The sequence below is a fragment of the Klebsiella sp. C283 genome (genome assembly GCF_048822555.1).
Lineage (GTDB): Bacteria > Pseudomonadota > Gammaproteobacteria > Enterobacterales > Enterobacteriaceae > Klebsiella > Klebsiella quasipneumoniae.
Genome location: NZ_JBMEZS010000007.1, coordinates 32,724 through 55,408 on the forward strand (window position 1 = coordinate 32,724; position 22,685 = coordinate 55,408).

The following is a 22,685-nucleotide window of genomic DNA, read 5'->3' on the forward strand; positions in this document are numbered from 1 at the left end:
AGGCGATTACACTGCGACTTCCATTTCCATCATTACCGGGTGGAAGCGGCGCTTAAAGTAGATCAGCCCGTGGCCCTGCTGGCTCAGGGTTATATTCCTGATTTCTACCAGATAGACCAGGTGGGTGCCGATGGTTTGTACCTGGCTAATCTCCCCCTCGAGACTGGCCAGCGACCCCTTCAGCACCGGCTGCCCGAGCGCGCCCTGCTGCCAGCCGCTGAGGGCAAAACGCTCTTCCATCGTCACCCCGGTCATCCCGGCGAAATGACGGGCCATGATTTCCTGTTCATGGTTCAGCACGTTGATGCACAACTTGCCGTTGCCCTGAAACACCGGGTTCATCGCGCTGTTGGCGTTGATACACACCATCACCGAGGGCGGCGTATCCGTCACCGAGCACACCGCCGTGGCAGTAATCCCGCAGCGGCCGGCTTCGCCTGCGGTGGTGACCACGTTAACCGCCGCCGACAGGCTGGCCATGGCATCGCGAAAACGCAGGCGTTGTTCATCTAATTGCATTATGACCTCCCGCTGCGAATTACTTCAGCAGCTTATCCAACATGTTGATATCAGCGTTATTGTGCAGATGCGGCACCGTCCAGCCGTTCTGGTCGTACTCGGACAGGCAGCGGTCGACCATCGCCATCATCTTGTCCATATTGCCGGAGCTCTGCGCCTGGCGCAGACACTGCAGGCGAATCTCATCCTGGCTACCGGAGTAGTTGATTTCATACAGCTCGTGGCGGCCGCCGAACTCGCTGCCGATGGCGTCCCACATCAGTTTGAGGATCTTGATACGTTCAACGTGATCCATACCGTTGGAGCCGCGCACATACTTCGCCAGATACTGGTCAATCTGCGGGTTGTTCAGATCGCGGGCGCTGGACGGCAGATAAATCAGGCCGCTGGTGACGTTGCGCTCGATGATGTTCTTGATCTTGGCGTAGGCCATCGGGGCCATCACGCGATAGGTCTGCAGCGCGGCGTGATCCGGCAGCCATGCGCCGTTGACCCACGGCGTCGCTTCCGAGCACATGGAATCGCTCAGCGCCCAGAACATGTTGCGCCATGCCACCACTTCGCCGAGGTCGGCCTGCACGCCGCGGAACTCGAGGGTGCCGGTACATTCCAGCGAGCGCTTCAGCAGGGCGGTGATAAAGTCCAGTTTTACCGCCAGACGTACGCAGGCCTGCAGCGGGTACATGCGGGCGAACCCCCCTTCCATGGTCCAGCGGCGGCAGCGGTCGAAGTCGCGATAAATCAGCACGTTCTCCCATGGGATCAGCACCTTATCCATTACCAGAATCGCGTCGTTCTCGTCGAAACGGCTGGAGAGCGGATAGTCGTACGGGGAGCCGGTCGCGCCGGCGACCATCTCATAGGAGGCGCGGGAGATCAGCTTGACGCCTTCGGCGTCCATCGGCGCGACGAACATCAGCGCGAAGTCCGGGTTTTCGCCCATCACCTGCGCGGAGCCGAAGCCGATCATGTTGTAGTGGGTCAGCGCCGAGTTGGTGGCCACCACTTTCGCGCCGCTGACGATGATCCCGGCATCGGTCTCTTTTTCCAGCTTGATGTAGACGTCCTTCACTTCATCGGCCGGCTTGTGGCGGTCGATCGGCGGGTTGACGATCGCATGGTTAAAGTACAGGCCGGTTTCCTGAATGCGGGTGTACCAGTTGCGGGCGTTCTGCTCGAACTGGCCGTAAAACGCCGGGTTGGCGCCCAGCGCGCAGCCGAATGCGGCTTTATAGTCCGGGGTGCGGCCCATCCAGCCGTAGCTTAAGCGCGACCACTCGGCGATGGCGTCGCGCTGCTGGCGCAGATCGTCGGCGCTTTTCGCCACGCGGAAGAATTTATGGGTGTAGCCGCCGCTGCCGGTATCGGTGCCCCAGCACAGGGAATCCTGCATCTCCGGTTTGTGCAGCGCATCGTACAGTTGAGCGACGGAGGCCGCGGCGTTACGGAAGGCCGGGTGGGTAGTGACATCCTTCACGCGCTCGCCGTAGATATAAATTTCGCGGCCATCCTGCAGGCTTTTTAAATACTCTTCGCCAGTTAACGGGCGTTTCGCGTCGGCGCGGAAATCTTCAGGTTTCATAGGGGCCTCTTCAGTATTTATCGGAAAATGATGTTAAATATATGTTTTGTTTTTGTTGTTCAATTGAAGCGGTTATTGCGCTTGTCGTGAAGGGACGTTTGCGACAATGACGGGTACTTTTCAGGCGGGAGTGAATTTTGTGATCTCTGCAGCGTTTGCCGGCTGGCGCGGCGCTGAACCGACCTGTGGACCATCGCCCGGCAGGCGCAGCGCCAGCGGGGAATTACGATACCGGTACTTTTTGCGCCCGGTAGCTGCTGGGCGAGCAGCCGACCTGGCGGCTAAAAAAACGCGCAAAATAAGCGGGATCTTTAAACCCCAGCTGCCAGGCTATCTCATTGACGGCGCTATCGGAGAACAGCAGCAGGCGCTTCGCCTCGCGCAGCTGGCGGTCGAATATCAGCCGTTTGGGCGAACGGTTGGCAAAGCGGCGACAGATATCGGTCAGCCGCGATTCGGTCAGGTGCAGCTCCCTGGCGTAATCCGGTACCGTCCAGTGCTGATGGTAGTGGCTGTCGATCATCTGGTTAAAGCGCTGGAATAGTTTCAGCTCGCCGCGCATGCCGCTGGCGGCGTGATCGTCGAGCTTTGCGTTACGCAATAGCAGGGTAAAGACCGCCTGCGCCAGCAGCGCCAGGGTGTGCTCGCGCCCCGGCAACTGGGCAGTGGATTCCCGGCGGATCAGCTGCCAGTAGTGGGCCAGCGCGGCCAGCTCGTCGGGTTTATCCGCCAGCGACAGGCAGATCCCCGGCAGGCCGAAGGTCTCCCGCGTGCCGGGATAGAGCACCTCCAGCAGCGGCCAGATGAGTTCTTCGTGCACCGTCAGCACATGGCCATCGCTATCGGACTCGGTAATAAAGGCGTGCGGCACCGAGGGCGGCGTTAACACAAACAATGGCGCCTGCACCGAATAGCGATGGTCATCAAGCTGCAGCTCAATCTGCCCGGTATCAAGATAGTGCATTTGGAAATAGCGGTCATGGCGATGCGCCTGCATGTCGCGGCCAAAAAAGGCCGCCATGCGGGAAAACGACTGATAGTGCACCTCCTCGGTGCCCAGGCTCTCGTCGTAATCTTTATTGATATCGATATTGGCGATGGAATGCTGGCACATACCCGCTCCTTAGTGGCCTTTCTGCGCCGCTAAGCCCGGCGCGGCGGCGGCGTCCTCACGCTGGCTCATTGGAATGCGGGTGAGCACCAGCGCGCCGACAATCAGCAGCCCGGCGACAAACCACAGCCCGGAGCTAAAGCTGCCGGTGGTATCGCGCAAAATGCCGATCAACAGCGGGCTGACGGCAGAGCCGACGTTGCCGATGGCGTTGATCACCGCCAGCGCCACCGCGCGCGACTGCAGGCTGATCACCCGATCCGGGGTGGTCCAGAAAATGGCCATCGCGGTAAAGGATCCCACAGAAGCCATAATAATGCCGATCAGCTGGATCAGGCTGTGGTGAGTTGCCGAAGCCAGCAGCCAACCCGCCGCGGCGAACAGGTAGGGCAGGATGGTATGCATTTTGCGCTCTTTGCGCCGGTCGGAGCGGCGGCTCCACCAGATCATGCCGAAAATAGTGCAGAACTGCGGGATCGCCGCCAGCAGGCCAATCATGATGTTGCTACTGCCGGTGTTGAAGCTCTGCAGGATCTGCGGCGTCCAGATATTAATGGCGCTCAGGGTATTGGTCAGGCAGAAGTAGGCCAGGGTATACATCAGCACCGCTGGCGTCAGGACTTCGCGCAGCGTGGAACGCGGCGAAGCCGGAACGACCGCCGCATTTTCCCGTTCACGATCGATCATCGCCTTCAGCGCCTGTTTTTCTTCGCTATCGAGCCAGTTGGCTTTATCCGGCGTGTCGTTGAGGAAGAACCAGGTGACGACGCCGAGCACCACCGACGGCAGGCCTTCCAGCAGAAACAGCCACTGCCAGCCCTTCAGGTTCCACAGGCCGTCGAGCGCCAGAATATAGCCGGAAAGTATCGAGCCGAGCATCATGGTCACCGGCATGGCGATCATAAACAGGGCGTTGGCGCGGGCGCGATGGTAGGCCGGGAACCACCAGGTCAGATAGACGAGGATCCCCGGTAGAAAACCAGCCTCGGCGATGCCGACCAGCATGCGCAGGATGTACAGCGTATGCGGGCTGGTGGCGAACATGGTGCAGGTCGAGGCGATCCCCCAGACCACCATAATTCCGGCGATCCAACGGCGCGCGCCGACTTTCGCCAGCATGATATTGCTGGGGATCCCGCACAGCACGTAGGTGACGTAGAACAGCGTCGCCGCCAGGCCGAACATGGTGGAGGTCAGGCCGAGGTCTTTGCCCATCGTCAGGCCGGCGAAGCCGATATTAATGCGGTCCAAAAATGAGAAAACAAAGAGAACAAACAGGAAGGTAATCAGGCGGCGGAACAGCTTTTTGATCACCCGGTTTTCTACTTCAACGGCTTTATTATCATTGTGTTGCAGGGTAGAGGTAGTCATGTTGCGCTCCACATTATCCGTTCAATAGACGGATTTATTGTTATCGGTTGTGGTCGTTGCGGTGTGGGTAAAACGGGCCGCCAGCGCTTCTGCGCCGCGCGCCAGCAGGGTGGTATCGACGCCGACGGCGACGAACAGCGCGCCCAGTTCGAGATAGCGCTTCGCCAGCGCTTCATTGGCCATCAGGATCCCCGGCGCCTTACCGGCCTGACGGATTTGCTGGATGGCCTGTTCAATGGCGGCCTGCACTTCCGGGTGCTGCGGATTGCCGCCATGGCCCATATCGGCGCTGAGGTCCGCCGGGCCGATAAACACGCCGTCCACGCCGTCGACATCGAGGATCTGCGGCAGATTTTTCAGCGCTTCGCGGGTCTCAATCTGTACCAGGACGCACATGGCGTCGTTGGCCTGGTGAAGATAATCCGGCACCCGGTTCCAGCGCGAGGCGCGGGCCAGCGCGCTGCCGACGCCGCGAATGCCGGCGGGCGGGTAGCGGGTGGCTCTGACCGCCAGCCGCGCTTCATCGGCGTTCTGCACCATGGGCACCAGCAGGGTTTGCGCGCCGATATCCAGCAGCTGTTTGATCTGCACCGGGTCGTTCCACGACGGGCGGACCACCGGCTGGCTGGGGTAGGGGGCGATGGCCTGAAGCTGGGTCAGCACCGTTTGCACATTGTTAGGCGCGTGTTCGCCGTCGATCAGCAGCCAGTCGAAGCCGGCCCCGGCCAGCAGTTCTGCGCTGTAGCTACTGCACAGCCCCAGCCACAGGCCAATCTGCGGTCGACCCGCTTTTATGGCGTCTTTAAAGGCGTTATTCATCATATTCCTCCTAGACGAACCGGCAGCTAATCGCGCCCATGGTGCCGTAATCAACGTGGAAGGTATCGCCCTTGCGCGCCGGGACCGGACGGGTGAAGGAGCCGCCGAGGATGATTTGCCCGGCTTCGAGCTGGACATCGTACGGCGCCAGTTTGTTGGCCAGCCAGGCCACGCCGTTGGCCGGGTGATTGAGCACCCCCGCGGCGACGCCGGTCTCCTCAATCACGCCGTTGCGATACAGCAGGGCGGAGATCCAGCGCAGATCCAGCTCGTCGGGCTTGATCGGGCGGCCGCCGAGGATCACCCCGGCGTTGGCGGCGTTATCGGAAATGGTGTCGAACACTTTACGCGGGCGCTGGGTTTCCGGGTCGATGTTGTGGCAGCGGGCGTCAATCAGCTCCAGCGCCGGGATCACGTAGTCGGTGGCGTTGTAGACATCAAACAGGGTGCAGTTCGGGCCGCGCAGCGGTTTGGCCAGCACGAACGCCAGCTCGACTTCGATACGCGGAACGATAAAACGGTCGGTGGGGATATCGCTGCCGTCGTGGAAGAACATATCGTCAAGCAGCGCGCCGTAGTCCGGCTCGCTGATCTGCGAGCTGGCCTGCATGGCTTTCGAGGTCAGGCCGATCTTGTGGCCTTTGAGTACGCGGCCTTCGGCGATCTTCATCTCGACCCACTCGCGCTGTACGGCGTAGGCGTCCTCAATGGTGATCGACGGATAATCCAGCGAGATCGCGCGGATCTGTTCACGCTGTTTTTCGGCCTGATTCAGCCGCTGGGCAATCAGGGTTCGGGTCTGTTTATCGAGCATAGTGATTCCTGTGGCATTGTATTGCCGGATGGCGCTTCGCTTATCCGGCCTACAATTCATGGCCGCTGTAGGCCCGGTAAGCGCAGCGCCACCGGGCAATTTGCACGTTATTTAAATAAGGCGTGCACGTTGTTCTGTTTGTAGTTCAGCGTCGGATCGAGCTCTTCCATGGCGAACGACAGCGCCAGGTAGCGGCTCTCCATCAGCGCCGCGAAGTGGGATTTGATCAGCGCGAACAGCATATCTCCCACGTCCTGACGGCTCTCCAGGCTGCGCCCGGAGCCGATCTTCAGCGTCATATGGACAAAGGCGTAATCCTGCCTGCCGTCGGCCATCTGCCAGGTATCCAGCCAGTGGGCACGGCTGCGGATCCCGCCGATCGGAAAGATGCCGGTAGCGGCCAGCGCCTCGTTGACTTTGGCGAACAGCCCAGGCAGATCGGCCTGCTCGCGGATGTTGTCGGTACATTCGGCGATAAAATGCGGCATGGGGCCTCCTTACGCCTGCGCCGGCAGCGGGAACACGGCGTTAACCTGGCCGGTGCCGGAGCTGGCGAACAGCTCGGTGATAAACTCCACCTTGCCGTCGTATTTATCCCAGCCCAGCAGGCCAAGCAGCATCACCGTGTCGTGCATGTTGCCTTCGCCGTAGCAGTAGTCGGCGTACTCCGGCAGCATGGTGCAGAACTCTTTAAATTTGCCCTCGCGCCACAGCTTCACCACCCGCTCATCCATCTGATGATCGAACTCGCGGGTGTAGCTGTTCATCCCCTCTTCGGCGCGCTGATCGTCGATAAAGCGGTGCGACAGCGAGCCGCTGGCCAGCACCGCCACGGTGCCGTCATATTTCTCAATGGCTTTGAGGATCGCTTCGCCCAGCCTGCGGCTGTCGGCAAAGTCGTGAACGGTACAGAAGGCGGAAATGGACACCACCTTGAAGTGCTTATCGCTGTTCATGTAGCGCATCGGCACCAGGGTGCCGTACTCCAGCTTCAGGCTCGGAATATTGTGCGCTTTGGCGCGCACCCCGAGCTTCACCGCCTCGTCGGCGATGAGCTGACCCAGCTCCGGGTTGCCGTCATAGTCGTAGGTCATGTCGCGAATAAAGTGCGGCAGTTCGTTACTGGTGTAGACGCCCTGGAAATGGTCGGCGCAGTTGATGTGGTAGGCGCTGTTGACCAGCCAGTGGGTATCGAACACGATGATGGTATCGACGCCCATTTCCCGGCAGCGCTTGCCAATCTCTTTATGCCCGTCGATAGCGCCCTGGCGGCAGCCGTGGTTTTTCCCCGGCAGCTCAGACAGGTACATCGACGGCACGTGAGTGATTTTTGCTGCTAACGCTAACTTACCCATATCAGACTCCCCATTTCGGGATCGGATGGTCGCCCATCGAGATGCAGACGTTTTTCATTTCGGCGAACACTTCAAAGCTGTACTCGCCGCCTTCGCGGCCGGTGCCGGAGGCCTTCACGCCGCCGAACGGCTGACGCAGGTCGCGGACGTTCTGGGTGTTGACGAACACCATCCCGGCTTCAATACCGCGCGCCAGACGCAGCACTTTGCTGACGTCCTGGGTCCAGATATACGACGCCAGGCCGTATTCCACATCGTTCGCCAGGCGCAGCCCTTCCGCCTCGTCTTTGAACGGCAGCAGGCAGGCGACCGGGCCAAAAATCTCTTCCTGCGCGACGCGCATGCGGTTGTCGACATCCGCCAGCACCGTCGGGCGCAGGAAATTGCCGGCTTTCAGATGCGCCGGCAGGTCGGACGGTTTATCCGCGCCGCCGGCCAGCAGGGTTGCCCCTTCTTCAATGCCGAGGCGGATATAGCCGGAGACTTTCTCCCAATGTTGCTGGCTAATCAGTGCGCCGACCTGGGTGTTCGGGTCGGTTGGATCGCCGACGCGCAGGCGGTTAGCGCGCTCGGCGAAGCGTTTAACGAACTCGGGGTAGATGCTCTGCTGAATGAAAATGCGCGAGCCGGCGGTGCAGCGTTCGCCGTTGATCGAGAAGATGGTGAACAGCGCGGCGTCGAGGGCGCGCTCAATATCGGCGTCTTCGAAAATCAGCACCGGCGATTTGCCGCCCAGCTCCATTGAGTACTTTTTCAGCCCGGCATTTTTCATGATGTTGCGCCCGGTGGCGGTACCGCCGGTAAACGATACCGCGCGCACGTCATGGTGGCGTACCAGCGCATCGCCCGCCGTCGCGCCGTAGCCCTGCACCACGTTCAGTACCCCCGCCGGAATACCCGCTTCCAGCGCCAGTTCGCCCAGACGGTCGGCGGTCAGCGGCGACAGCTCGGACATCTTCAGCACCGCGGTATTCCCCAAGGCCAGGCACGGCGCCACCTTCCAGGTGGCGGTCATAAACGGCACGTTCCACGGCGACACCAGCGCGCAGACACCCACCGGCTGCACCAGGGTGTAGTTCAGCATCTTGTCGTCGACCGGATAGGTCTTACCGTTCATCTGCTGGCACACTTCGGCGAAAAACTCGAAATTGTGGGAGGCGCGCGGGATCAGCACGTTTTTGGTCTGGTGGATAGGCAGACCGGTATCGGCGGTTTCCATCGCCGCGATCTCCGGGACGTTCTGGTCGATCAGATCCCCGAGGCGGCGCATCAGACGCGCGCGCTCTTTCATCGGCAGGTTAGCCCACTTCGGGAAGGCCTCTTTCGCCGCCGCTACCGCCTGATGGACTTCGGCTTCACCGCCGGCGGCGACTTCCGCCAGCACTTCGCCGGTGGCCGGGTTGGTGGTATGAAAATAGTCTGCGCCGGCAACGTTTTTACCGTTGATCCAATGGTTAATCTTTTTCATGACAGTGTCTCCTCATACGCTTGCTGGCTGATGATATGGTTGGCCAGGCGGCCCACGCCCTCGACTTCAACGATCACCTCGTCGCCTGGCACCACGTCGGACAGCCCTTTCGGCGTGCCGGTGGCGATCATGTCGCCCGGTTGCAGGGTCATAAATTCGCTTAAGTAAGCGATGAGAAACGGGATGCTGAAGATCAGATCGGCGGTGGTGCCCTGCTGGCGCAGCTCGCCGTTGACCCAGGTGCGCAGGGCCAGATTATGCGGATCCGGGATCGCCTCTTTGCCGACGATCCACGGGCCGATCGGCGTCAGGGTGTCGCGGCTTTTCACCCGCAGGTTTGGCCGGTAGTAGTTTTCCAGATAGTCGCGGATCGCGTAGTCGTTGCAGACGGTATAGCCGGCGACATAGTCCATGGCCTCGGCTTCGCTGACGCGGCGGGCGGTTTTACCGATCACCACCACCAGTTCAGCTTCGTAGTGCATGTATTCCACGTTATCCGGGCGTACCGACTGCTGCTGGTGGCCAGTAAAGGTGTTTGGCGCTTTGATAAACACCAGCGGCTCGGTTGGCGGCTTAAACGCCAGCTCGCTGGCGTGGTCGGCGTAGTTCAGCCCCAGCGCGAACAGCGTGCCGTCGGCGGGCGGCAGCCAGCGGAATTCACCTTCTTTCAATACCGTGCCATCGTCCAGGCGCACCTGGTCGCGTTCATCGACCACCGCATCGCGTACCTGTCCCTGCCATTCAATACGTGCCTGTTTCATGCCAGCTCTCCTTCTGCGACAACCGGGTTTTCCAGCGCCGGGAAGCCCTCGGCGAGAATGCGTACGCGATCGCCGGGACGCAGCGTAACGCGGGAGTGGGGCGTACCGATGAGGATCGCGTCGCCGGGATTGAGGGTGGCGAACTCGCTCAAGGCGCTCAGCAGCTGCGCGGCGTTACGCTGCAGATCGCCGGTATGCCAGCTGTCCGCTTCGCGGCCGTTGATTTCGGTGATGATGGTCAGGTTATCGACGTTGCGCACCGGCGACAGCGCGCCGACGGGGCAGAAACCATCGCGGCACTTGGCCTTGATCGCCGGGCGATAAAAACTCTCTTCCGGCAGGCTGACGTCGTTCGCCAGCGCGTAGCCGGCGATATAGTTCGCTGCCTCTTCCGCCGCCACCTTGCGCGCGGTTTTGCCGACAATCAGCGCCACGGTGGCGCCGCTTTGCACGGTTTCGCCCTGCGGATGGGGGATCGCCTCGCCATCGCCAATCACGGTATTGCGCGGCTTGATAAACCAGACCGCGGTTTTCGGCGGCGTTTTGTAGGGGGCCTGTTGAAACGCCTCGCGCCAGGCGTCGAGCTGGCTGCGATGATTGAGCGCAACGGCGAAGATGGTACCTTTCATTCACCACTCCTCTGGGACTGATTTCGGTTCAAAGGGATTTCGTTAATATATTAATGATCATCTTTTATGCTTTGCGATGAGGTTTAGCAACTGGAAGTGAATGTTTTGTGATCGGATTAACACAATATTTACACATCAATAACTTATTCGTTATTAATCAAATGGTTGAATATTTTTCTGGGAAAGGCTGGTACTTTTCAGGTGCAGAAACCGGTTGTACATGGCAGGATTAAAGCTAATTATTAAGTTGTTAATAAGTTTTAGATGAGGCCGTTGAGGGGATACTATGCATGATTCATTAACCATTGCCTTGTTGCAGGCGCGTGAAGCGGCGATGGCCTACTTTCGACCGATCGTCAAACGACACAATCTCACCGAACAGCAGTGGCGGATCGTGCGTATCCTCGCCGAACGTCCGTCAATGGACTTTCACGATCTGGCTTTTCGCGCCTGTATTCTGCGCCCCAGTCTGACCGGGATTTTGACGCGCATGGAGCGGGATGGACTGGTGCTGCGGCTGAAGCCGGTTAACGATCAGCGCAAGCTGTACGTCTCGCTGACGCCTGCCGGAACCGCGCTGTACGAAAGCGCCCAGGCGGAGGTGGAAGAAACCTATCGCCTGCTGGAGGCTCAGTTCACTACGGAAAAGCTGCAGCAACTGACCTCGCTGCTGGAGGAGTTTATTGCGCTTGGCGTCCCTGCCGGGCGCGGTGATGAAGAAGAGTAGCGGTTACGGCTCGGCGCTCAGCCTGGCGAGGGCAATAAGCGTCTCCGCACGGGCGGGAGACAGCGGCTCTCTCGGCTGCGGCAGCGGCCAGCCATACAGCCAGCGGGCGCTGGCGGCGCAGGTGCGTCCCTGACAGGCGCCCATTCCGCAGCGCTGGGTAAGCTTGGCCTGTAGCCAGTCGTCGGCGGCTGCCACATCGCCGCAGCGCACATCTTCGCAACGGCACAGCAGGCTCTCCGGCGTCGCCGCGTTTTTCAACGACTCCGCCAGCCGGAAGGTGCGGTTGATGGCCGTGGCGAAGCGCTGCCAGCGGGCGCGACGGGCAAATAACGCCTGGGCCTGCTGGCTGGCCCCGGCGGCGGCATACCCGGCGATTTCGCCCTCCGCCAGCGCCAGCTCGCTCCCGCCGAAACCGGTGCACTCCCCGGCGGCGTAAATATCCGCGAGGCTGGTCTGCTGCCAGCGGTTAACCTGGATCGCCTCCTGCGCCGTGGCGCAACCGAACAGCAGCCCCGTCTCGACATTGGGCACCAGCCCGTAGCCGATAGCCAGCCGATCGCAGGCGACAGTCCGCTCGACGCCGCGCTGGCGCAGCGTCACGGCTTCCAGCCGCGTTGTACCGTGAGCGCGGATCGCCTGGGCGCCGCTAAGATAGCCTTTCGGGGCCAGCGTCGCTAACTGGCGCAGCTTCTGCGGCCAGCGCCACAGCCCGCTGGCGAAGTGCAGCAGCGCCGGGAGCGGTGCTTGCTCAACGATATTCGTTACCTGGCCTCCGGCCTTGTTCACCGTATCCGCCACCGCCAGCAGCAGCGGGCCGCTGCCGGCAATCACTACTTTTTCGCCTTTCAGCGACAGGCCATGTTTGATCTGCGCCTGCAGGCCGCCCGCGCTGGTCACGCCGGGTAAGGTCCAGCCGGGAAAGGGCAGCGACAGCTCGCGCGCGCCGCAGCAGAGGATCAGTTTCTGCCAGTAGACCACGCCACCGCCGTCGGCGGTTTCAAACAGCACGCTGCGCGCGGAGGGGCGGGCAATCAGCCGCGCGCCGTTCACCACCCGGATGACGGCAGACGCGGCGATGGCGTCGCGGTAGCGCCGGGCCAGGGCGGGCAGCGTCGCCTGCGGGCCGGCGCGCCAGATTTGCCCTCCGGGGGCGGGGTTATCGTCGAGAATAATGACCTGTTTATCGCAGGCGGCGGCAGCGAGGGCTGCCGCCATGCCGGCGGGGCCGGCGCCGAGGATTAAAATGTCACAGCGCAGCGTGTACATAGCGGCTCCTTTCTATTTGCATGCCGGCCCGGCACAGGGTCTGGCAGGCCAGCACCCGCCGGCCGTCGACGGTGATCCGGCACTCCTGGCAGACCCCCATGCCGCAAAACGGCGCGCGGGGGGCGCCGTTAACCGCCTGTCGGGTGGTGGGATCGCCGGTCAACGCCAGCGCTGCCGCCACGCTGATACCTTCCGGCACCGTCAGCGCTTCGCCATCGACAGTGATATTGAGCGTGCTATTCATGCGATTGCCTCCTGATGGTACAGACGGGCCGGGAGCCAGGCCTCAGGCGCCAGCGGGCAGCGTTCGCCGAGGATCTGCGCCGCCAGCAGCTCAGCCGTCGCCGGGGCGGTGGTGACCCCCAGTCCTTCATGGCCCAGCGCCAGCCATACACCGCGGCGCGTGGGGTGCGGGCCGATCAGCGGATTGCCATCCTGCGAGGCGGCGCGCAGGCCGCTCCAGCAGCGGATGATATTCAGCGTCGCCAGCGCCGGCACAAAATGGCGGGCGCGGTCGAGCATCTGCCCCAGCAAGGGGAGATCCAGCTGGCGCTCGCGATTATCGAACTGGCGCGAAGAGCCAATCAGCAGCTGGCCAGTGGGCCGCGGCTGCAGGTTAAACGCTACCGAGGTACCGCCGCCGTGGGCGCTGGCGCCGTAGCCCAGCTCAACCAGCTGGTGATGCACCCGCGGCCCGTAGCGATCGGTAATTGCCAGCTGACCCTTCCTTGGCCGCAGCCAGTTTTCCGCCAATAGCGTATTGGCCTCCAGGCCGCAGGCCACCACGATGGCCCGCGCCTGTAGCCGTTTGCCGCTGGCGAGCAGCACCTGCGGTTCGGTAATCGCCTGCGCGCTGTCGTGCAGGCAGGTGAGATGGTCTCCGGCATCGGCCATCAGCCAGCGGGCGACGTTTGGCGCGTAGACGATGCTGTCGCCGGGTACCCATAGCCCGCCGGCCAGCCCGCTGCGCAGCAGCGGCTCGCGCCCAGCGATCTGCTGTGGGGTCTGCAGTTCGCTGTGGATCTGATAGCCAGCCAGCCGCCGCTGTTTTTCACCCGCGACGGCCATCTCTTCTTCGCTTTCCGCCAGCCACAGCGTGCCGCAGCCGCGCCAGGCGCAAGTGGCGGGCATCCGCGGGGTGATGGCGCGCCAGCGCGCCAGCGACCACGCCGACAGCGCCAGTTCGGCGGGGTCGTCATCCATGCACACCAGATGGCCCATACCCGCCGCCGTGGCGCCGGGTTGACCGTCATCGATAAGCGTCACTTTCTGCCCCCGCTTCGCCAGCTGCCACGCGCAGGCGGCGCCGATGATCCCGGCGCCGATCACGATGACATCGCACGGCTTCACGGCGCGATCCCCCAGCAGAAGGGATCGTCCGGGTTGAGGATCAACTGGTTATCGCCGCACACCCAGGCTTCGCCGCGGATCGTTGGAATGATGCCTGCGGCGGCGCGCTGGTAGCTGGCGGTAAACTGGCTGCCGATGATGCTGGCCTGGCGCCAGATCGCTCCCGGCTGGAGTTTGCCATCCTGCGCCAGGCAGGCCAGCTTGGCGCTGGTGCCGGTGCCGCACGGCGAACGATCCCAGGCCTTTCCCGGACAGAGTACAAAGCTGCGGCTGTCGGCGGCATCGTCATCGGCGAACAGCTCGATATGGTCGATAACGCCGCCGTCGTCGCCGCGGATCCCCGCGGCCTCCAGCCCCTCGCGCACCGCCCAGGCGTAGTCGGTGAGCTGTGGAATGTGCGCCGGGGTAATGGCGAACGGGTGATCGTTAATCAGGAAAAACCAGTTGCCGCCCCAGGCAATATCGCCGATGACGGGACCCCGCGCGGTCTCCACGCGGACCTGCTTTTTCCAGCGGCGGGCCGGGACGTTTTGCACCGATACGCTGCCATCGTCGTGCAACGTGGCGCTTACGTCGCCGACCGGGGTTTCAATCAGATGAACGCCTGGCTGGATACGGCCAAGCCACGCCAGCGAGGCGATAAGCCCGATGGTGCCGTGGCCGCACATATTCAGAAAACCGGCGTTGTTGAAGAAAATGACGCCAGCGGTGGCCGCCGCCGAGACCGGTTTGCAAAGCAGCGCGCCGACCAGCACATCGCTGCCACGCGGTTCGAGAATCACCGCCTGACGCCAGCGATCGAAGTCACGGGCGAAACGGTCGCGACGCTCCGCCATGCTGCCGCCGCCGAGGTCGGGGAAGCCGTCAACGATCAGGCGGGTGGGTTCGCCGCCGGTGTGTGAATCAATGGCTCTCAGCGTAATAGGGGGGCGTGGCGCGGTCATTCTGCTCTCCGGAAGTTAACAACATGTTTCATCATGCTGGCGCAACCCGTGACGGGCGGCTTGAACGCTTTCGGCAGAGATAATGACGAAATCGGCATAATAGCGCCGGGGGGATGTTCATTTGGTGCATAATTATTTCTTATTAATCATTCTGTTAATGGCGTGGTAAACCGAAAGTGGCGATTGCGCCAGTGGATAAACCAGGGGAAGGCGTAAAGCGGATCCAGGATCGCAAAACCGGCGGTTGCCGCTTGAGGTGTTAACAGGAAGTGAATAAATATCCTTCGGTCACTTACCATGAGGAAGCCCTATGATCGGTGTGTCTGAAGCGGCGCCGCCGCGCGCTGTTAATCAACCGGAGCTGGCGGTCGATGAGCTGAGCCAGATCTGCGAAGGGCTGGCGCGCCAGCGGCCGGAGAATATGGCGGCGCTGCTCAATGCCCTGGCGCTGATCGCCCCCCTGCTCAATGCCATCCCCAACGTGGTCTTTTTTATCAAAGACAGCGAAGCGCGTTATCTGCTGGCGAATCTGACGCTGGCCCGCCGCTGCGGTTTCAAAACCGTCTCCTCGCTGCTGGGGAAAACCTCCGCCGACGTCTTTCCTTCCGCACTGGGTCAGGGTTACACCGAACAGGATCTTCGGGTATTGCGGGAGGGCGTGACCCTGCGCGACCAGCTGGAAATGCATCTCTACAATGGCCGGGAACGCGGCTGGTGCCTGACGCAGAAGCTGGCGCTGCGCGATGTCCGCGGACAGGTGATCGGCATGGCCGGGATCTCTCACGATCTGCAGGAGGCCCACGCCCGCCATCCGGCGTGGCAGCGGCTGGCGATCGTCGACGATCATATCCGCCGCCACTATCACCGGCCGATCGCCATGGAAGAGCTGACCGCCTTGAGCGGGATGTCGATTGCGCAGATCGAGCGCTACTGCAAACGGATCTTCCATCTCACGCCGCGGCAGATGATCCACAAAGTGCGTCTGGAAAAAGCCACCGAATTGCTGGCCGGCGACACGCCGATTACCGATATCGCCTTGCAGTGCGGCTATACCGATCACAGCGCCTTCAGCCGCCAGTTCAAAGCGATGACCGGCTCGACGCCGCGCGATTTTCGCCTGACGCTGCAGGGATAACGGCTGGCTCACACTTTTGTAGACTGTGCTAATTTCGTCATCGGATTAAGGGAAAACCGACAAGCCGCCGGTTCCGCGACGCGTCAATCTGTCAGTGAATATTCACCAATCATTCACCTCGACTTAACAAAATGACGACAAGGAACCGAGCATGAGCAATAAAGCGATTCACTGGAGCGGCGTATTCCCGGCGGTTAGCACGCAGTTTCGTAGCGATTACTCCCTCGATTTAGACGCCACCCACGCGGTGATGAAAAACCTGGTCAAAGATGGCGTTTCCGGGCTGGTGGTGTGCGGCAGCGTAGGGGAGAACACCTCCCTGAGCACTGATGAAAAATTGCAGATTATCGAGGTGGCGAAAGATGCCGCCGGCGGCAAAATTCCGGTGATCGCCGGGGTGGCCGAGTTCACCACCGCCTTTGCCCAGAAGATGGCGAAAGAGGCGGAGCGCGTCGGCGTCGACGGGATCATGGTGATGCCGGCGCTGGTCTACTCCTCAAAACCGCATGAAACCGCCGCTCACTTCCGCAGCGTGGCCACCGCCACCGACCTGCCGATCATGGTCTACAACAACCCGCCGATTTACAAAAACGACGTGACGCCGGACATTCTCGCCACCCTGACCGATTGTGACAACATCGTCTGCTTTAAAGACTCCTCCGGCGATACCCGCCGCTTTATCGACCTGCGTAACACCGTTGGCGACCGCTTCGTGCTGTTTGCCGGGCTGGATGACGTGGTGGTGGAAAGCATCGCCGTCGGCGCGGAAGGGTGGATCTCCGGAATGTCCAACGCCTTCCCGCGCGAAGGGGAAACGTTATTCCGTCTCGCCCGCCAACAGCGTTACGAAGAAGCGATGGCGCTGTACCGCTGGTTCATGCCGCTGCTGCATCTCGATGCGCGTCCGGATCTGGTGCAGTGCATCAAGCTGTGCGAAGAGCTACTCGGGCGCGGCAGCGCTGTGACTCGTCCGCCGCGTCTGGCGCTGGAAGGCGAAACGCGCCAGCAGGTGGTGGCGATCGTGGAACAGGCGCTGGCGACTCGTCCTGCCCTGCCGGACGTTGGCCTCTGAGCACAGGAGTCAGTATGAATGCATCTCAAACCACGGCGGGACGGCAGTTTATCGCCGGACGCCGCGTTGCCAGCGGCGAAGCGACGCTATTGAGCCTGCGGGCGGTGGATGGCGAGGCCACCGGCCATCGCTTTTATCCGGCTTCCCACGCGGAGGCCGCCCAAGCCGCGGAGGCGGCGCAGCAGGCGTTTGCCATTTATTCACAGACCACGCCGCAGCAGCGGGCGCACTTTCTCTGCGCCATTGCCGATGAACTGGACGCGCTGGGGGAGGCGTTTTTTGCTATCGCCGAACAGGAGACCGCGCTGCCGCTGGCGCGGCTGCAGGGCGAGCGGGCGCGAACCAGCGGCCAGCTGCGGATGTTTGCTGGCGTGATCCTGCGCGGGGATACCTTCGCCGCCCGTATTGATACCGCCTTAGCTGACCGTCAGCCGCTGCCGCGCCCGGACCTGCGTCAATATCAGCAGGCGTTAGGGCCGGTGGCGGTGTTTGGCGCCAGCAACTTTCCGTTGGCCTTTTCCACCGCTGGCGGCGATACCGCCTCGGCGCTGGCGGCTGGCTGCCCGGTGGTGGTGAAGGCCCATGCGGGCCATATGGCCACCGCCGAGCTGACCGCTGACGCGATCGTCCGGGCGGTCGCGCGGTGTGGGTTACCCGGCGGCGTATTCAATATGATTTTCGGGACGGATATCGGCGCCGAATTAGTCCGCCATCCAGCGATTCAGGCCGTTGGCTTTACCGGCTCGCTGGCCGGCGGTAAGGCGCTATATCAGCTGGCGCAGCAGCGCCCACAGCCAATCCCGCTGTTTGCTGAAATGTCGGCGATTAACCCGCTGATTATTCTGCCGCAGGCGCTGCAGACGCGGGCCGAGGCGCTGGCGAACGAGCTGGTGGCGTCATTTACCCTCGGCGGCGGCCAGTTCTGTACCCGTCCGGGGCTGATTCTGGCGCTGCGCGGCGCCGGACTGGAACGCTTTAAGTCGGCGCTGTGCGCGGCGGTAGCGGGCTGCGCGCCGCAGGTGTTGCTCAATGCGCCGACCCTTCAGCACTACCGCCAGGGCGTGGCGGCGCTGGCGACGCATCCGCGTATCGAGAGGCTGGCGAGCGGCCTCGCCGCCGGCGCCGGGGAGGCGCAAACCCAGCTGTGGCAGGCTCAGGTCGAGGATCTGCTGGCGCAGGATACGCTGCTGCAGACCGAAGTTTTCGGCCCGCTATCGTTGCTGGTGGAAGTGGACGACGCGGCCCAGCTGCAGGCGGTGGTGAAAGCGCTGCAAGGACAGCTCACCGCGACGCTGCACGCGGAAGCGGACGACGGCCCGCTGGCGGCGAGTCTGCTACCGCTGCTGTGTGAGAAGGCCGGACGGGTGCTGTTTAACGGTTATCCCACCGGCGTGGAAGTGTGCGATGCGATGGTCCACGGCGGCCCATGGCCGGCGACGACCGATGCGCGCGGGACGTCGGTCGGCAGCCGGGCGATTGAGCGTTTTCTGCGCCCGGTCTGCCTGCAGAATGCGCCGGCCGCCCTGTTACCGCCGGCGCTGCAGGATGCGAACCCTTTAAACCTGCTGCGCCTGGTCAACGGCCAGTGGACCCGGGAAGCGATTTCCTCCTCTCATTGACGCAAGGGCATCACCATGACCATTCACACTACGCATAACAGTCAAACCCGCGTTGCGGAGTCGGGTAAGTTTAAAAAACAGCTGACCCTGACCGACCTCACCTTTATCGGCCTGGGGGCGATCTTCGGCTCCGGATGGTTATTCGCCGCCAGCCATGTGGCATCCATTGCCGGTCCGGCCGGTATCGCGTCGTGGGTGATCGGCGGCTTTGCGGTGCTGCTGCTGGGGATTGTCTACTGCGAGCTGGGGGCGGCGCTGCCGCGCGCCGGCGGCATTATTCGTTACCCGGTCTTTTCCCACGGTGAGCTGATGGGTTATCTGCTGGGGTTCATCACCCTGATCGCCTTCTCCAGCCTGATCTCGATAGAAATTGTCGCCGCCCGGCAATATGCCGCGGCCTGGTTTCCGGCGCTGACCCAGCCGGGCTCCAGCTCGCCGACGCTGCTGGGGTGGGGGGTGCAGTTCCTGCTGCTCTGTTTCTTCTTCGCGCTGAACTACTACAGCGTCAAGACCTTCGCCCGCTCGAACAACTTCATCAGCGTGCTCAAGTTTCTGGTGCCGCTGCTGGTGGTGGTCACGCTGTTCGCCTTCTTTAAACCTGAGAACCTGCATGCTCAGGGCATTGCGCCGTTTGGTATGTCCGGGGTGGAAGCGGCGATCAGCGCTGGGGGAATTATCTTCGCCTATCTGGGACTGACGCCGATTATCTCGGTGGCCAGCGAAGTACAAAAGCCACAGCGGACTATCCCTATCGCGTTGATTTTATCAGTGGTGCTGTCGACGATTATCTACGTGCTGCTGCAGTTGGCGTTCCTTGGCAGTATTCCCACCGAGATGCTGAACGGCGGTTGGGCCGAAGTGAGCAAACAGTTCTCGCTGCCGTATCGCGATATCGCCATTACCCTCGGCATGGGCTGGCTGGCCTTTATGGTGATAAGCGATGCGATCATCTCCCCGAGCGGCACCGGCAATATCTATATGAACGCGACGCCGCGGGTGATCTACGGCTGGGCGAAGGCGGGTACTTTCTTTAAAGCCTTTACCCATATTGATAAAGCGTCCGGTATTCCGCGCCCGGCGCTGTGGCTGACCTTTGGGCTGTCGATTTTCTGGACGCTGCCGTTCCCCTCCTGGGAACAGCTGATAAGCGTGGTGTCGGCGGCCCTGGTGCTGAGCTACGCCATCGCCCCGGTGACCGCCGCCGGGCTGCGCCGCAACGCCCCGGATCTGCCGCGGCCGTTCCGCGTGCGCGCCTTCGGCATCATCGGCCCGGTGTCGTTTATGGTCTCGGCGCTGATCGTCTACTGGTCCGGCTGGAATACGCTCTCGTGGCTGCTGGGGCTGCAGATCGTGATGTTTGTGGCGTATGTGATGTGCAAAGGCAAGGTGCCGGAACATACCGTGAGCCTGGCGCAGCAGGTGAAGTCTTCGCTGTGGCTGATCGCTTTTTATGCGTTGATTATCCTCTTTTCCTGGCTGGGCAGTTTCGGCGGGCTTAATGTTATTGGTCACCCCTGGGATACGGTGCTGGTGGCGGCAATGTCGCTGGGGATTTATTACTGGGGCGCGCGCAGCTGTCTGCCGCAGGCTAATTTTAGCGGAGACGAAGAAGAGTAAAGGAGAACAGTATGGGGTCGGTAACTCTATCGTTACCAGAAGCTTATGACCTGGCGCTGGCGGTGCTCAGCGCCAATGGATTCAGCGCCGACCACGCGGCGGCCATCGCCCGTAACGTGGCTGCCGGGGAGCGCGACGGCTGCGCTTCCCACGGCCTGTGGCGGCTGTTGGGCATTGTCGATACCTTGCGTAAAGGTAAGGTTTCGCCTGATGCCGAGCCGCAGATCCACGACCAGGCGCCGGCGATTGTGCGGGCGGATGCCGGGGGCGCCTTTTCGCTGCTGGCCTACGAACGCGCGCTGCCGCTGCTGCTGGAGAAAGCGCGGCACAGCGGTATTGCGGCGCTGGCGATTAACCGCTGCGTCCATTTTTCCGCGTTGTTTGCCGATATTGAACCGTTGACTGAGGCAGGGCTGGTGGGGCTGGCCTGTACGCCAAGCCATGCCTGGGTCGCCCCGGCGGGCGGCACCCGTCCGCTGTTCGGCACCAACCCTATCGCCTTTGGCTGGCCGCGGCGGGAGGAGCCGCCGTTTATTGTGGATATGGCGACCAGCGCCGCGGCGCGAGGCGAGATCCAGCTGCATCAGCGCGCCGGCAAAGCGCTACCGGAAGGGTGGGGAATCGACAGCCAGGGGCAGCCGACTACCGATGCCACAGAGGTACTGAACGGCGCGATGTTAACCTTCGGCGGCCATAAGGGCTCGGCGCTGGCGGCAATGGTTGAGCTGCTGGCCGGGCCGCTTATCGGCGATATGACCAGCGCCGAATCGCTGGCGTGGGATAACGGCGCGGGCGGTTTACCCTACGGCGGCGAGCTTATCCTGGCGCTGGATCCGCAGCGTTTTCTCGGCGCGCAGGCACAGGAGCAGCTGGCGCGCGCCGAAACGCTGTTCAATGCGATGCAGGATCAGGGCGCGCGGCTGCCGGGCGAGCGGCGTTTCGCCTGCCGCCAGCAGAGTGAGCGGCAGGGGGTCGCCATCAGCCGTTCATTGCATGATGAGATTTGCGCCTTGCGCCAGGGCGGGTAAGGCGCGAATCGCCGTCCCCCGGGACATCCCCCGGCTTGCGCTACGCTTAGCCGGGCTACCGAACGTCGCGGGTTGTGTAGCCCGGGCAAGGCGCGAAGCGCCGCCACCGGGGCATCCCCCGGCTTGCGCTACGCTTAGCCGGGCTACCGAGCGTCGCGGGTTGTGTAGCCCGGGTAAGGCGCGGAGCGCCGTCACCCGGGATGCCTGTCAAAACAGCGTGTCGAGCTCGTCCAGCACGTTGTAGTCGTCATCGACCAGCAGCAACGTCTTCCACTTATCAAAGGTCAGACAGGGGTGCGAGGCGCCGAACAGCAGAATATCGCCGACCTGCACATCGCTGCCCGGCGCCAGGCGCAGCATGCAGTGCTGATCCATGATGCCGATACTGACGATCGACTCCGCGCGCAGCGCTAACTGCTGGCCGTTACGATAATGGGCGATCGGCTGCGGCAGCCCGGCGTCGAAGGCGCAGTCGCGCTTGCCGAAATTCACCACCGCGCGATCCGCCTCAGGCACCGATTGCACCATCGCCATCAGCTCCAGCGCTGATGTAAGATCGCCGGCGAGATCGCAGGCAATCGGATCGCGGGCGATCAGCGCTTGTTGGGCGAGATCGTAGATCCCGCGATCGTGGGTGATATAACAGCCCGGGCGAATGACGATACGGCAGCGGCGCGGTTTTGCCGCCGCCAGCCAGATGTTGCACACCACGTCATACCAGACGGTGCCCGCGCCGGTGAGAATAAATTCGCCGTCAACCAGCGGCTCCATGCGGCAGGCTAGCGCTGCAGCCTGTTGTAATAGCGCTTCCACCTGCGGTTGCGGATCGTCGCCGTGCAGGACCCCTTCATACAATTCCAGACCGCGTAGCCGTAGCCCCGGCAGGTCGCTGACCCGCTGCGCCAATGCCAGCGCGTCATCCACGCTACGACAGCCGCAGCGCCCGCCCGGCACGCCAAGTTCAATCAGCACATCCAGCGTTTGTCCCTGGGCGGCGAAGAACGCGGAGAGGGCGCGCACGTTGGCCTCGCTATCGACACAGCAGATAAAATCCACTGCCCGGTAGTGGGCTTTTAGCTGCGCGACCACCTGCATATTGGCCTTACCGACCAGCTGATTGACCATCAGGACGCGTTGGATGCCGCTGGCCATCGCCGCGCTGGCCTGCCAGGCGCTGCCCACGCCGATCCCCCACGCTCCCGCTCGCTGCTGCGCCTGAAATATCCATGGCGTCATTGTCGTTTTACCATGCGGCGCCAGCGATACGCCGCGGGCATCGGCGTAGCGCTGCATCCATGAAATATTATTTTCCAGCGCCGACTTTTTTAGCAGCGCGGCAGGCAGACAGCCCTCTTCCGCCAGCAGATTAGCCGGCGCGGACATGAGGGCGGATTTGTGCGGAATGAGCGGTGCTGAATGGTATTTCATAACACTTTCCTTTCAGGGTTTATAATCGGTGAGTTGCTGGGTATCATTTATAAATATTTGATAATAATGA

22 protein-coding genes and 1 pseudogene are annotated in these 22,685 nt (G+C 62.1%); 6 read left to right on the top strand and 17 right to left on the bottom strand.

Annotation, left to right across the window (positions count from 1 at the left end):
- Positions 1–6: 6 nt before the first annotated feature.
- The 12 genes and pseudogenes from ACOI7Z_RS14670 to ACOI7Z_RS14725 form a co-directional block, all read right to left on the bottom strand.
- Positions 7–519 carry a 4-hydroxyphenylacetate 3-monooxygenase reductase subunit gene (locus ACOI7Z_RS14670; RefSeq protein WP_023291846.1) on the bottom strand — a complete coding sequence of 171 codons (513 nt, stop codon included), beginning with the start codon at positions 517–519 and terminating at the stop codon, positions 7–9.
- A 19-nt stretch (positions 520–538) separates the two neighbouring features.
- The gene (hpaB, locus tag ACOI7Z_RS14675) at positions 539–2,101 is read right to left on the bottom strand and encodes a 4-hydroxyphenylacetate 3-monooxygenase, oxygenase component (RefSeq protein WP_002887473.1); all 1,563 of its coding nucleotides are present in this window, start codon (positions 2,099–2,101) and stop codon (positions 539–541) included.
- A gap of 223 nt (positions 2,102–2,324) precedes the next feature.
- On the bottom strand, positions 2,325–3,215 hold the full coding sequence (gene hpaA, locus ACOI7Z_RS14680) for a 4-hydroxyphenylacetate catabolism regulatory protein HpaA (protein ID WP_023291847.1): 891 nt from the start codon (positions 3,213–3,215) through the stop codon (positions 2,325–2,327).
- 9 nt (positions 3,216–3,224) lie between these two features.
- Positions 3,225–4,583 (bottom strand): 4-hydroxyphenylacetate permease, encoded by a 1,359-nt coding sequence (gene hpaX, locus ACOI7Z_RS14685; RefSeq protein WP_023291848.1) that lies wholly within the window; start codon positions 4,581–4,583, stop codon positions 3,225–3,227.
- Between the two features lie 21 nt (positions 4,584–4,604).
- Positions 4,605–5,402, bottom strand: a complete 798-nt coding sequence (hpaI, locus tag ACOI7Z_RS14690) for a 4-hydroxy-2-oxoheptanedioate aldolase (RefSeq protein ID WP_087849131.1) — start codon at positions 5,400–5,402, stop codon at positions 4,605–4,607.
- 10 nt (positions 5,403–5,412) lie between these two features.
- Positions 5,413–6,216, bottom strand: a complete 804-nt coding sequence (hpaH, locus tag ACOI7Z_RS14695) for a 2-oxo-hept-4-ene-1,7-dioate hydratase (RefSeq protein WP_087849132.1) — start codon at positions 6,214–6,216, stop codon at positions 5,413–5,415.
- 107 nt (positions 6,217–6,323) lie between these two features.
- Complete coding sequence (locus ACOI7Z_RS14700) at positions 6,324–6,704, bottom strand: 5-carboxymethyl-2-hydroxymuconate Delta-isomerase (RefSeq protein ID WP_064158449.1); 381 nt, start codon at positions 6,702–6,704, stop codon at positions 6,324–6,326.
- A gap of 9 nt (positions 6,705–6,713) precedes the next feature.
- Complete coding sequence (gene hpaD, locus ACOI7Z_RS14705; RefSeq protein WP_002887492.1) at positions 6,714–7,571, bottom strand: 3,4-dihydroxyphenylacetate 2,3-dioxygenase; 858 nt, start codon at positions 7,569–7,571, stop codon at positions 6,714–6,716.
- A gap of 1 nt (position 7,572) precedes the next feature.
- Entirely contained in the window at positions 7,573–9,039 is a 1,467-nt protein-coding gene (hpaE, locus tag ACOI7Z_RS14710; protein WP_023291851.1) for a 5-carboxymethyl-2-hydroxymuconate semialdehyde dehydrogenase, read from the bottom strand.
- Positions 9,036–9,800 (bottom strand): fumarylacetoacetate hydrolase family protein, encoded by a 765-nt coding sequence (locus ACOI7Z_RS14715; RefSeq protein WP_023291852.1) that lies wholly within the window; start codon positions 9,798–9,800, stop codon positions 9,036–9,038. The genes hpaE and ACOI7Z_RS14715 overlap by 4 nt, the downstream gene beginning before the upstream one ends.
- Positions 9,797–10,429, bottom strand: coding sequence for a fumarylacetoacetate hydrolase family protein (locus ACOI7Z_RS14720; protein ID WP_023291853.1), 633 nt, complete (start codon positions 10,427–10,429; stop codon positions 9,797–9,799). Before ACOI7Z_RS14720 ends, ACOI7Z_RS14715 begins: the two co-directional genes overlap by 4 nt.
- A 57-nt stretch (positions 10,430–10,486) precedes the next feature.
- A pseudogene (locus ACOI7Z_RS14725) lies at positions 10,487–10,651 on the bottom strand (hypothetical protein).
- 64 nt (positions 10,652–10,715) lie between these two features.
- On the opposite strand from ACOI7Z_RS14725, the gene hpaR reads away from it, so the two are divergent.
- A complete protein-coding gene (gene hpaR, locus ACOI7Z_RS14730) occupies positions 10,716–11,156 on the top strand; it encodes a homoprotocatechuate degradation operon regulator HpaR (protein ID WP_002887503.1) in 441 nt (146 codons plus the stop codon).
- Positions 11,157–11,159: 3 nt separating this feature from the next.
- Here the strand turns inward: hpaR and ACOI7Z_RS14735 are convergent, their stop codons facing one another.
- Genes ACOI7Z_RS14735 through ACOI7Z_RS14750 form a run of 4 tightly spaced genes read right to left on the bottom strand, consistent with a single transcriptional unit; the run spans position 11,160 to position 14,716 of the window.
- Positions 11,160–12,422 (bottom strand): FAD-dependent oxidoreductase, encoded by a 1,263-nt coding sequence (locus tag ACOI7Z_RS14735; RefSeq protein ID WP_086075167.1) that lies wholly within the window; start codon positions 12,420–12,422, stop codon positions 11,160–11,162.
- Positions 12,403–12,666, bottom strand: a complete 264-nt coding sequence (locus tag ACOI7Z_RS14740; protein ID WP_086075168.1) for a (2Fe-2S)-binding protein — start codon at positions 12,664–12,666, stop codon at positions 12,403–12,405. Before ACOI7Z_RS14740 ends, ACOI7Z_RS14735 begins: the two co-directional genes overlap by 20 nt.
- Complete coding sequence (locus ACOI7Z_RS14745) at positions 12,663–13,772, bottom strand: NAD(P)/FAD-dependent oxidoreductase (protein ID WP_086075169.1); 1,110 nt, start codon at positions 13,770–13,772, stop codon at positions 12,663–12,665. Before ACOI7Z_RS14745 ends, ACOI7Z_RS14740 begins: the two co-directional genes overlap by 4 nt.
- Positions 13,769–14,716, bottom strand: coding sequence for a 4-hydroxyproline epimerase (locus tag ACOI7Z_RS14750; protein WP_086075170.1), 948 nt, complete (start codon positions 14,714–14,716; stop codon positions 13,769–13,771). Before ACOI7Z_RS14750 ends, ACOI7Z_RS14745 begins: the two co-directional genes overlap by 4 nt.
- Positions 14,717–15,026: 310 nt before the next feature.
- Between ACOI7Z_RS14750 and ACOI7Z_RS14755 the strand changes: the two genes are divergently transcribed.
- The 5 genes from ACOI7Z_RS14755 (at position 15,027) to ACOI7Z_RS14775 (ending at position 21,187) form a co-directional block, all read left to right on the top strand.
- Positions 15,027–15,851: an AraC family transcriptional regulator gene (locus ACOI7Z_RS14755; protein ID WP_032455015.1), complete on the top strand. Its 825-nt coding sequence runs from the start codon at positions 15,027–15,029 to the stop codon at positions 15,849–15,851.
- Positions 15,852–16,002: 151 nt separating this feature from the next.
- Positions 16,003–16,923: a dihydrodipicolinate synthase family protein gene (locus ACOI7Z_RS14760; RefSeq protein WP_004204197.1), complete on the top strand. Its 921-nt coding sequence runs from the start codon at positions 16,003–16,005 to the stop codon at positions 16,921–16,923.
- 14 nt (positions 16,924–16,937) lie between these two features.
- The gene (locus ACOI7Z_RS14765) at positions 16,938–18,542 is read left to right on the top strand and encodes an aldehyde dehydrogenase (NADP(+)) (protein ID WP_086075171.1); all 1,605 of its coding nucleotides are present in this window, start codon (positions 16,938–16,940) and stop codon (positions 18,540–18,542) included.
- 15 nt (positions 18,543–18,557) lie between these two features.
- Positions 18,558–20,159, top strand: coding sequence for an APC family permease (locus ACOI7Z_RS14770; protein ID WP_087849133.1), 1,602 nt, complete (start codon positions 18,558–18,560; stop codon positions 20,157–20,159).
- Between the two features lie 11 nt (positions 20,160–20,170).
- A complete protein-coding gene (locus ACOI7Z_RS14775; protein WP_032454766.1) occupies positions 20,171–21,187 on the top strand; it encodes an Ldh family oxidoreductase in 1,017 nt (338 codons plus the stop codon).
- Between the two features lie 207 nt (positions 21,188–21,394).
- Here ACOI7Z_RS14775 and ACOI7Z_RS14780 read toward each other — a convergent pair whose 3' ends face one another.
- A complete protein-coding gene (locus ACOI7Z_RS14780) occupies positions 21,395–22,615 on the bottom strand; it encodes an amino acid deaminase (RefSeq protein WP_420702330.1) in 1,221 nt (406 codons plus the stop codon).
- Positions 22,616–22,685 lie beyond the last annotated feature (70 nt).

What these genes read in the sequence shown, in the direction of transcription:
- ACOI7Z_RS14670 (WP_023291846.1), bottom strand. Translation starts at nt 519, where the DNA reads ATGCAATTAGATGAACAACGCCTGCGTTTTCGCGATGCCATGGCCAGC.
- hpaB (WP_002887473.1), bottom strand. Translation starts at nt 2,101, where the DNA reads ATGAAACCTGAAGATTTCCGCGCCGACGCGAAACGCCCGTTAACTGGC.
- hpaA (WP_023291847.1), bottom strand. Translation starts at nt 3,215, where the DNA reads ATGTGCCAGCATTCCATCGCCAATATCGATATCAATAAAGATTACGAC.
- hpaX (WP_023291848.1), bottom strand. Translation starts at nt 4,583, where the DNA reads ATGACTACCTCTACCCTGCAACACAATGATAATAAAGCCGTTGAAGTA.
- hpaI (WP_087849131.1), bottom strand. Translation starts at nt 5,402, where the DNA reads ATGAATAACGCCTTTAAAGACGCCATAAAAGCGGGTCGACCGCAGATT.
- hpaH (WP_087849132.1), bottom strand. Translation starts at nt 6,216, where the DNA reads ATGCTCGATAAACAGACCCGAACCCTGATTGCCCAGCGGCTGAATCAG.
- ACOI7Z_RS14700 (WP_064158449.1), bottom strand. Translation starts at nt 6,704, where the DNA reads ATGCCGCATTTTATCGCCGAATGTACCGACAACATCCGCGAGCAGGCC.
- hpaD (WP_002887492.1), bottom strand. Translation starts at nt 7,571, where the DNA reads ATGGGTAAGTTAGCGTTAGCAGCAAAAATCACTCACGTGCCGTCGATG.
- hpaE (WP_023291851.1), bottom strand. Translation starts at nt 9,039, where the DNA reads ATGAAAAAGATTAACCATTGGATCAACGGTAAAAACGTTGCCGGCGCA.
- ACOI7Z_RS14715 (WP_023291852.1), bottom strand. Translation starts at nt 9,800, where the DNA reads ATGAAACAGGCACGTATTGAATGGCAGGGACAGGTACGCGATGCGGTG.
- ACOI7Z_RS14720 (WP_023291853.1), bottom strand. Translation starts at nt 10,429, where the DNA reads ATGAAAGGTACCATCTTCGCCGTTGCGCTCAATCATCGCAGCCAGCTC.
- hpaR (WP_002887503.1), top strand. Translation starts at nt 10,716, where the DNA reads ATGCATGATTCATTAACCATTGCCTTGTTGCAGGCGCGTGAAGCGGCG.
- ACOI7Z_RS14735 (WP_086075167.1), bottom strand. Translation starts at nt 12,422, where the DNA reads ATGTACACGCTGCGCTGTGACATTTTAATCCTCGGCGCCGGCCCCGCC.
- ACOI7Z_RS14740 (WP_086075168.1), bottom strand. Translation starts at nt 12,666, where the DNA reads ATGAATAGCACGCTCAATATCACTGTCGATGGCGAAGCGCTGACGGTG.
- ACOI7Z_RS14750 (WP_086075170.1), bottom strand. Translation starts at nt 14,716, where the DNA reads ATGACCGCGCCACGCCCCCCTATTACGCTGAGAGCCATTGATTCACAC.
- ACOI7Z_RS14755 (WP_032455015.1), top strand. Translation starts at nt 15,027, where the DNA reads ATGATCGGTGTGTCTGAAGCGGCGCCGCCGCGCGCTGTTAATCAACCG.
- ACOI7Z_RS14760 (WP_004204197.1), top strand. Translation starts at nt 16,003, where the DNA reads ATGAGCAATAAAGCGATTCACTGGAGCGGCGTATTCCCGGCGGTTAGC.
- ACOI7Z_RS14765 (WP_086075171.1), top strand. Translation starts at nt 16,938, where the DNA reads ATGAATGCATCTCAAACCACGGCGGGACGGCAGTTTATCGCCGGACGC.
- ACOI7Z_RS14770 (WP_087849133.1), top strand. Translation starts at nt 18,558, where the DNA reads ATGACCATTCACACTACGCATAACAGTCAAACCCGCGTTGCGGAGTCG.
- ACOI7Z_RS14775 (WP_032454766.1), top strand. Translation starts at nt 20,171, where the DNA reads ATGGGGTCGGTAACTCTATCGTTACCAGAAGCTTATGACCTGGCGCTG.
- ACOI7Z_RS14780 (WP_420702330.1), bottom strand. Translation starts at nt 22,615, where the DNA reads ATGAAATACCATTCAGCACCGCTCATTCCGCACAAATCCGCCCTCATG.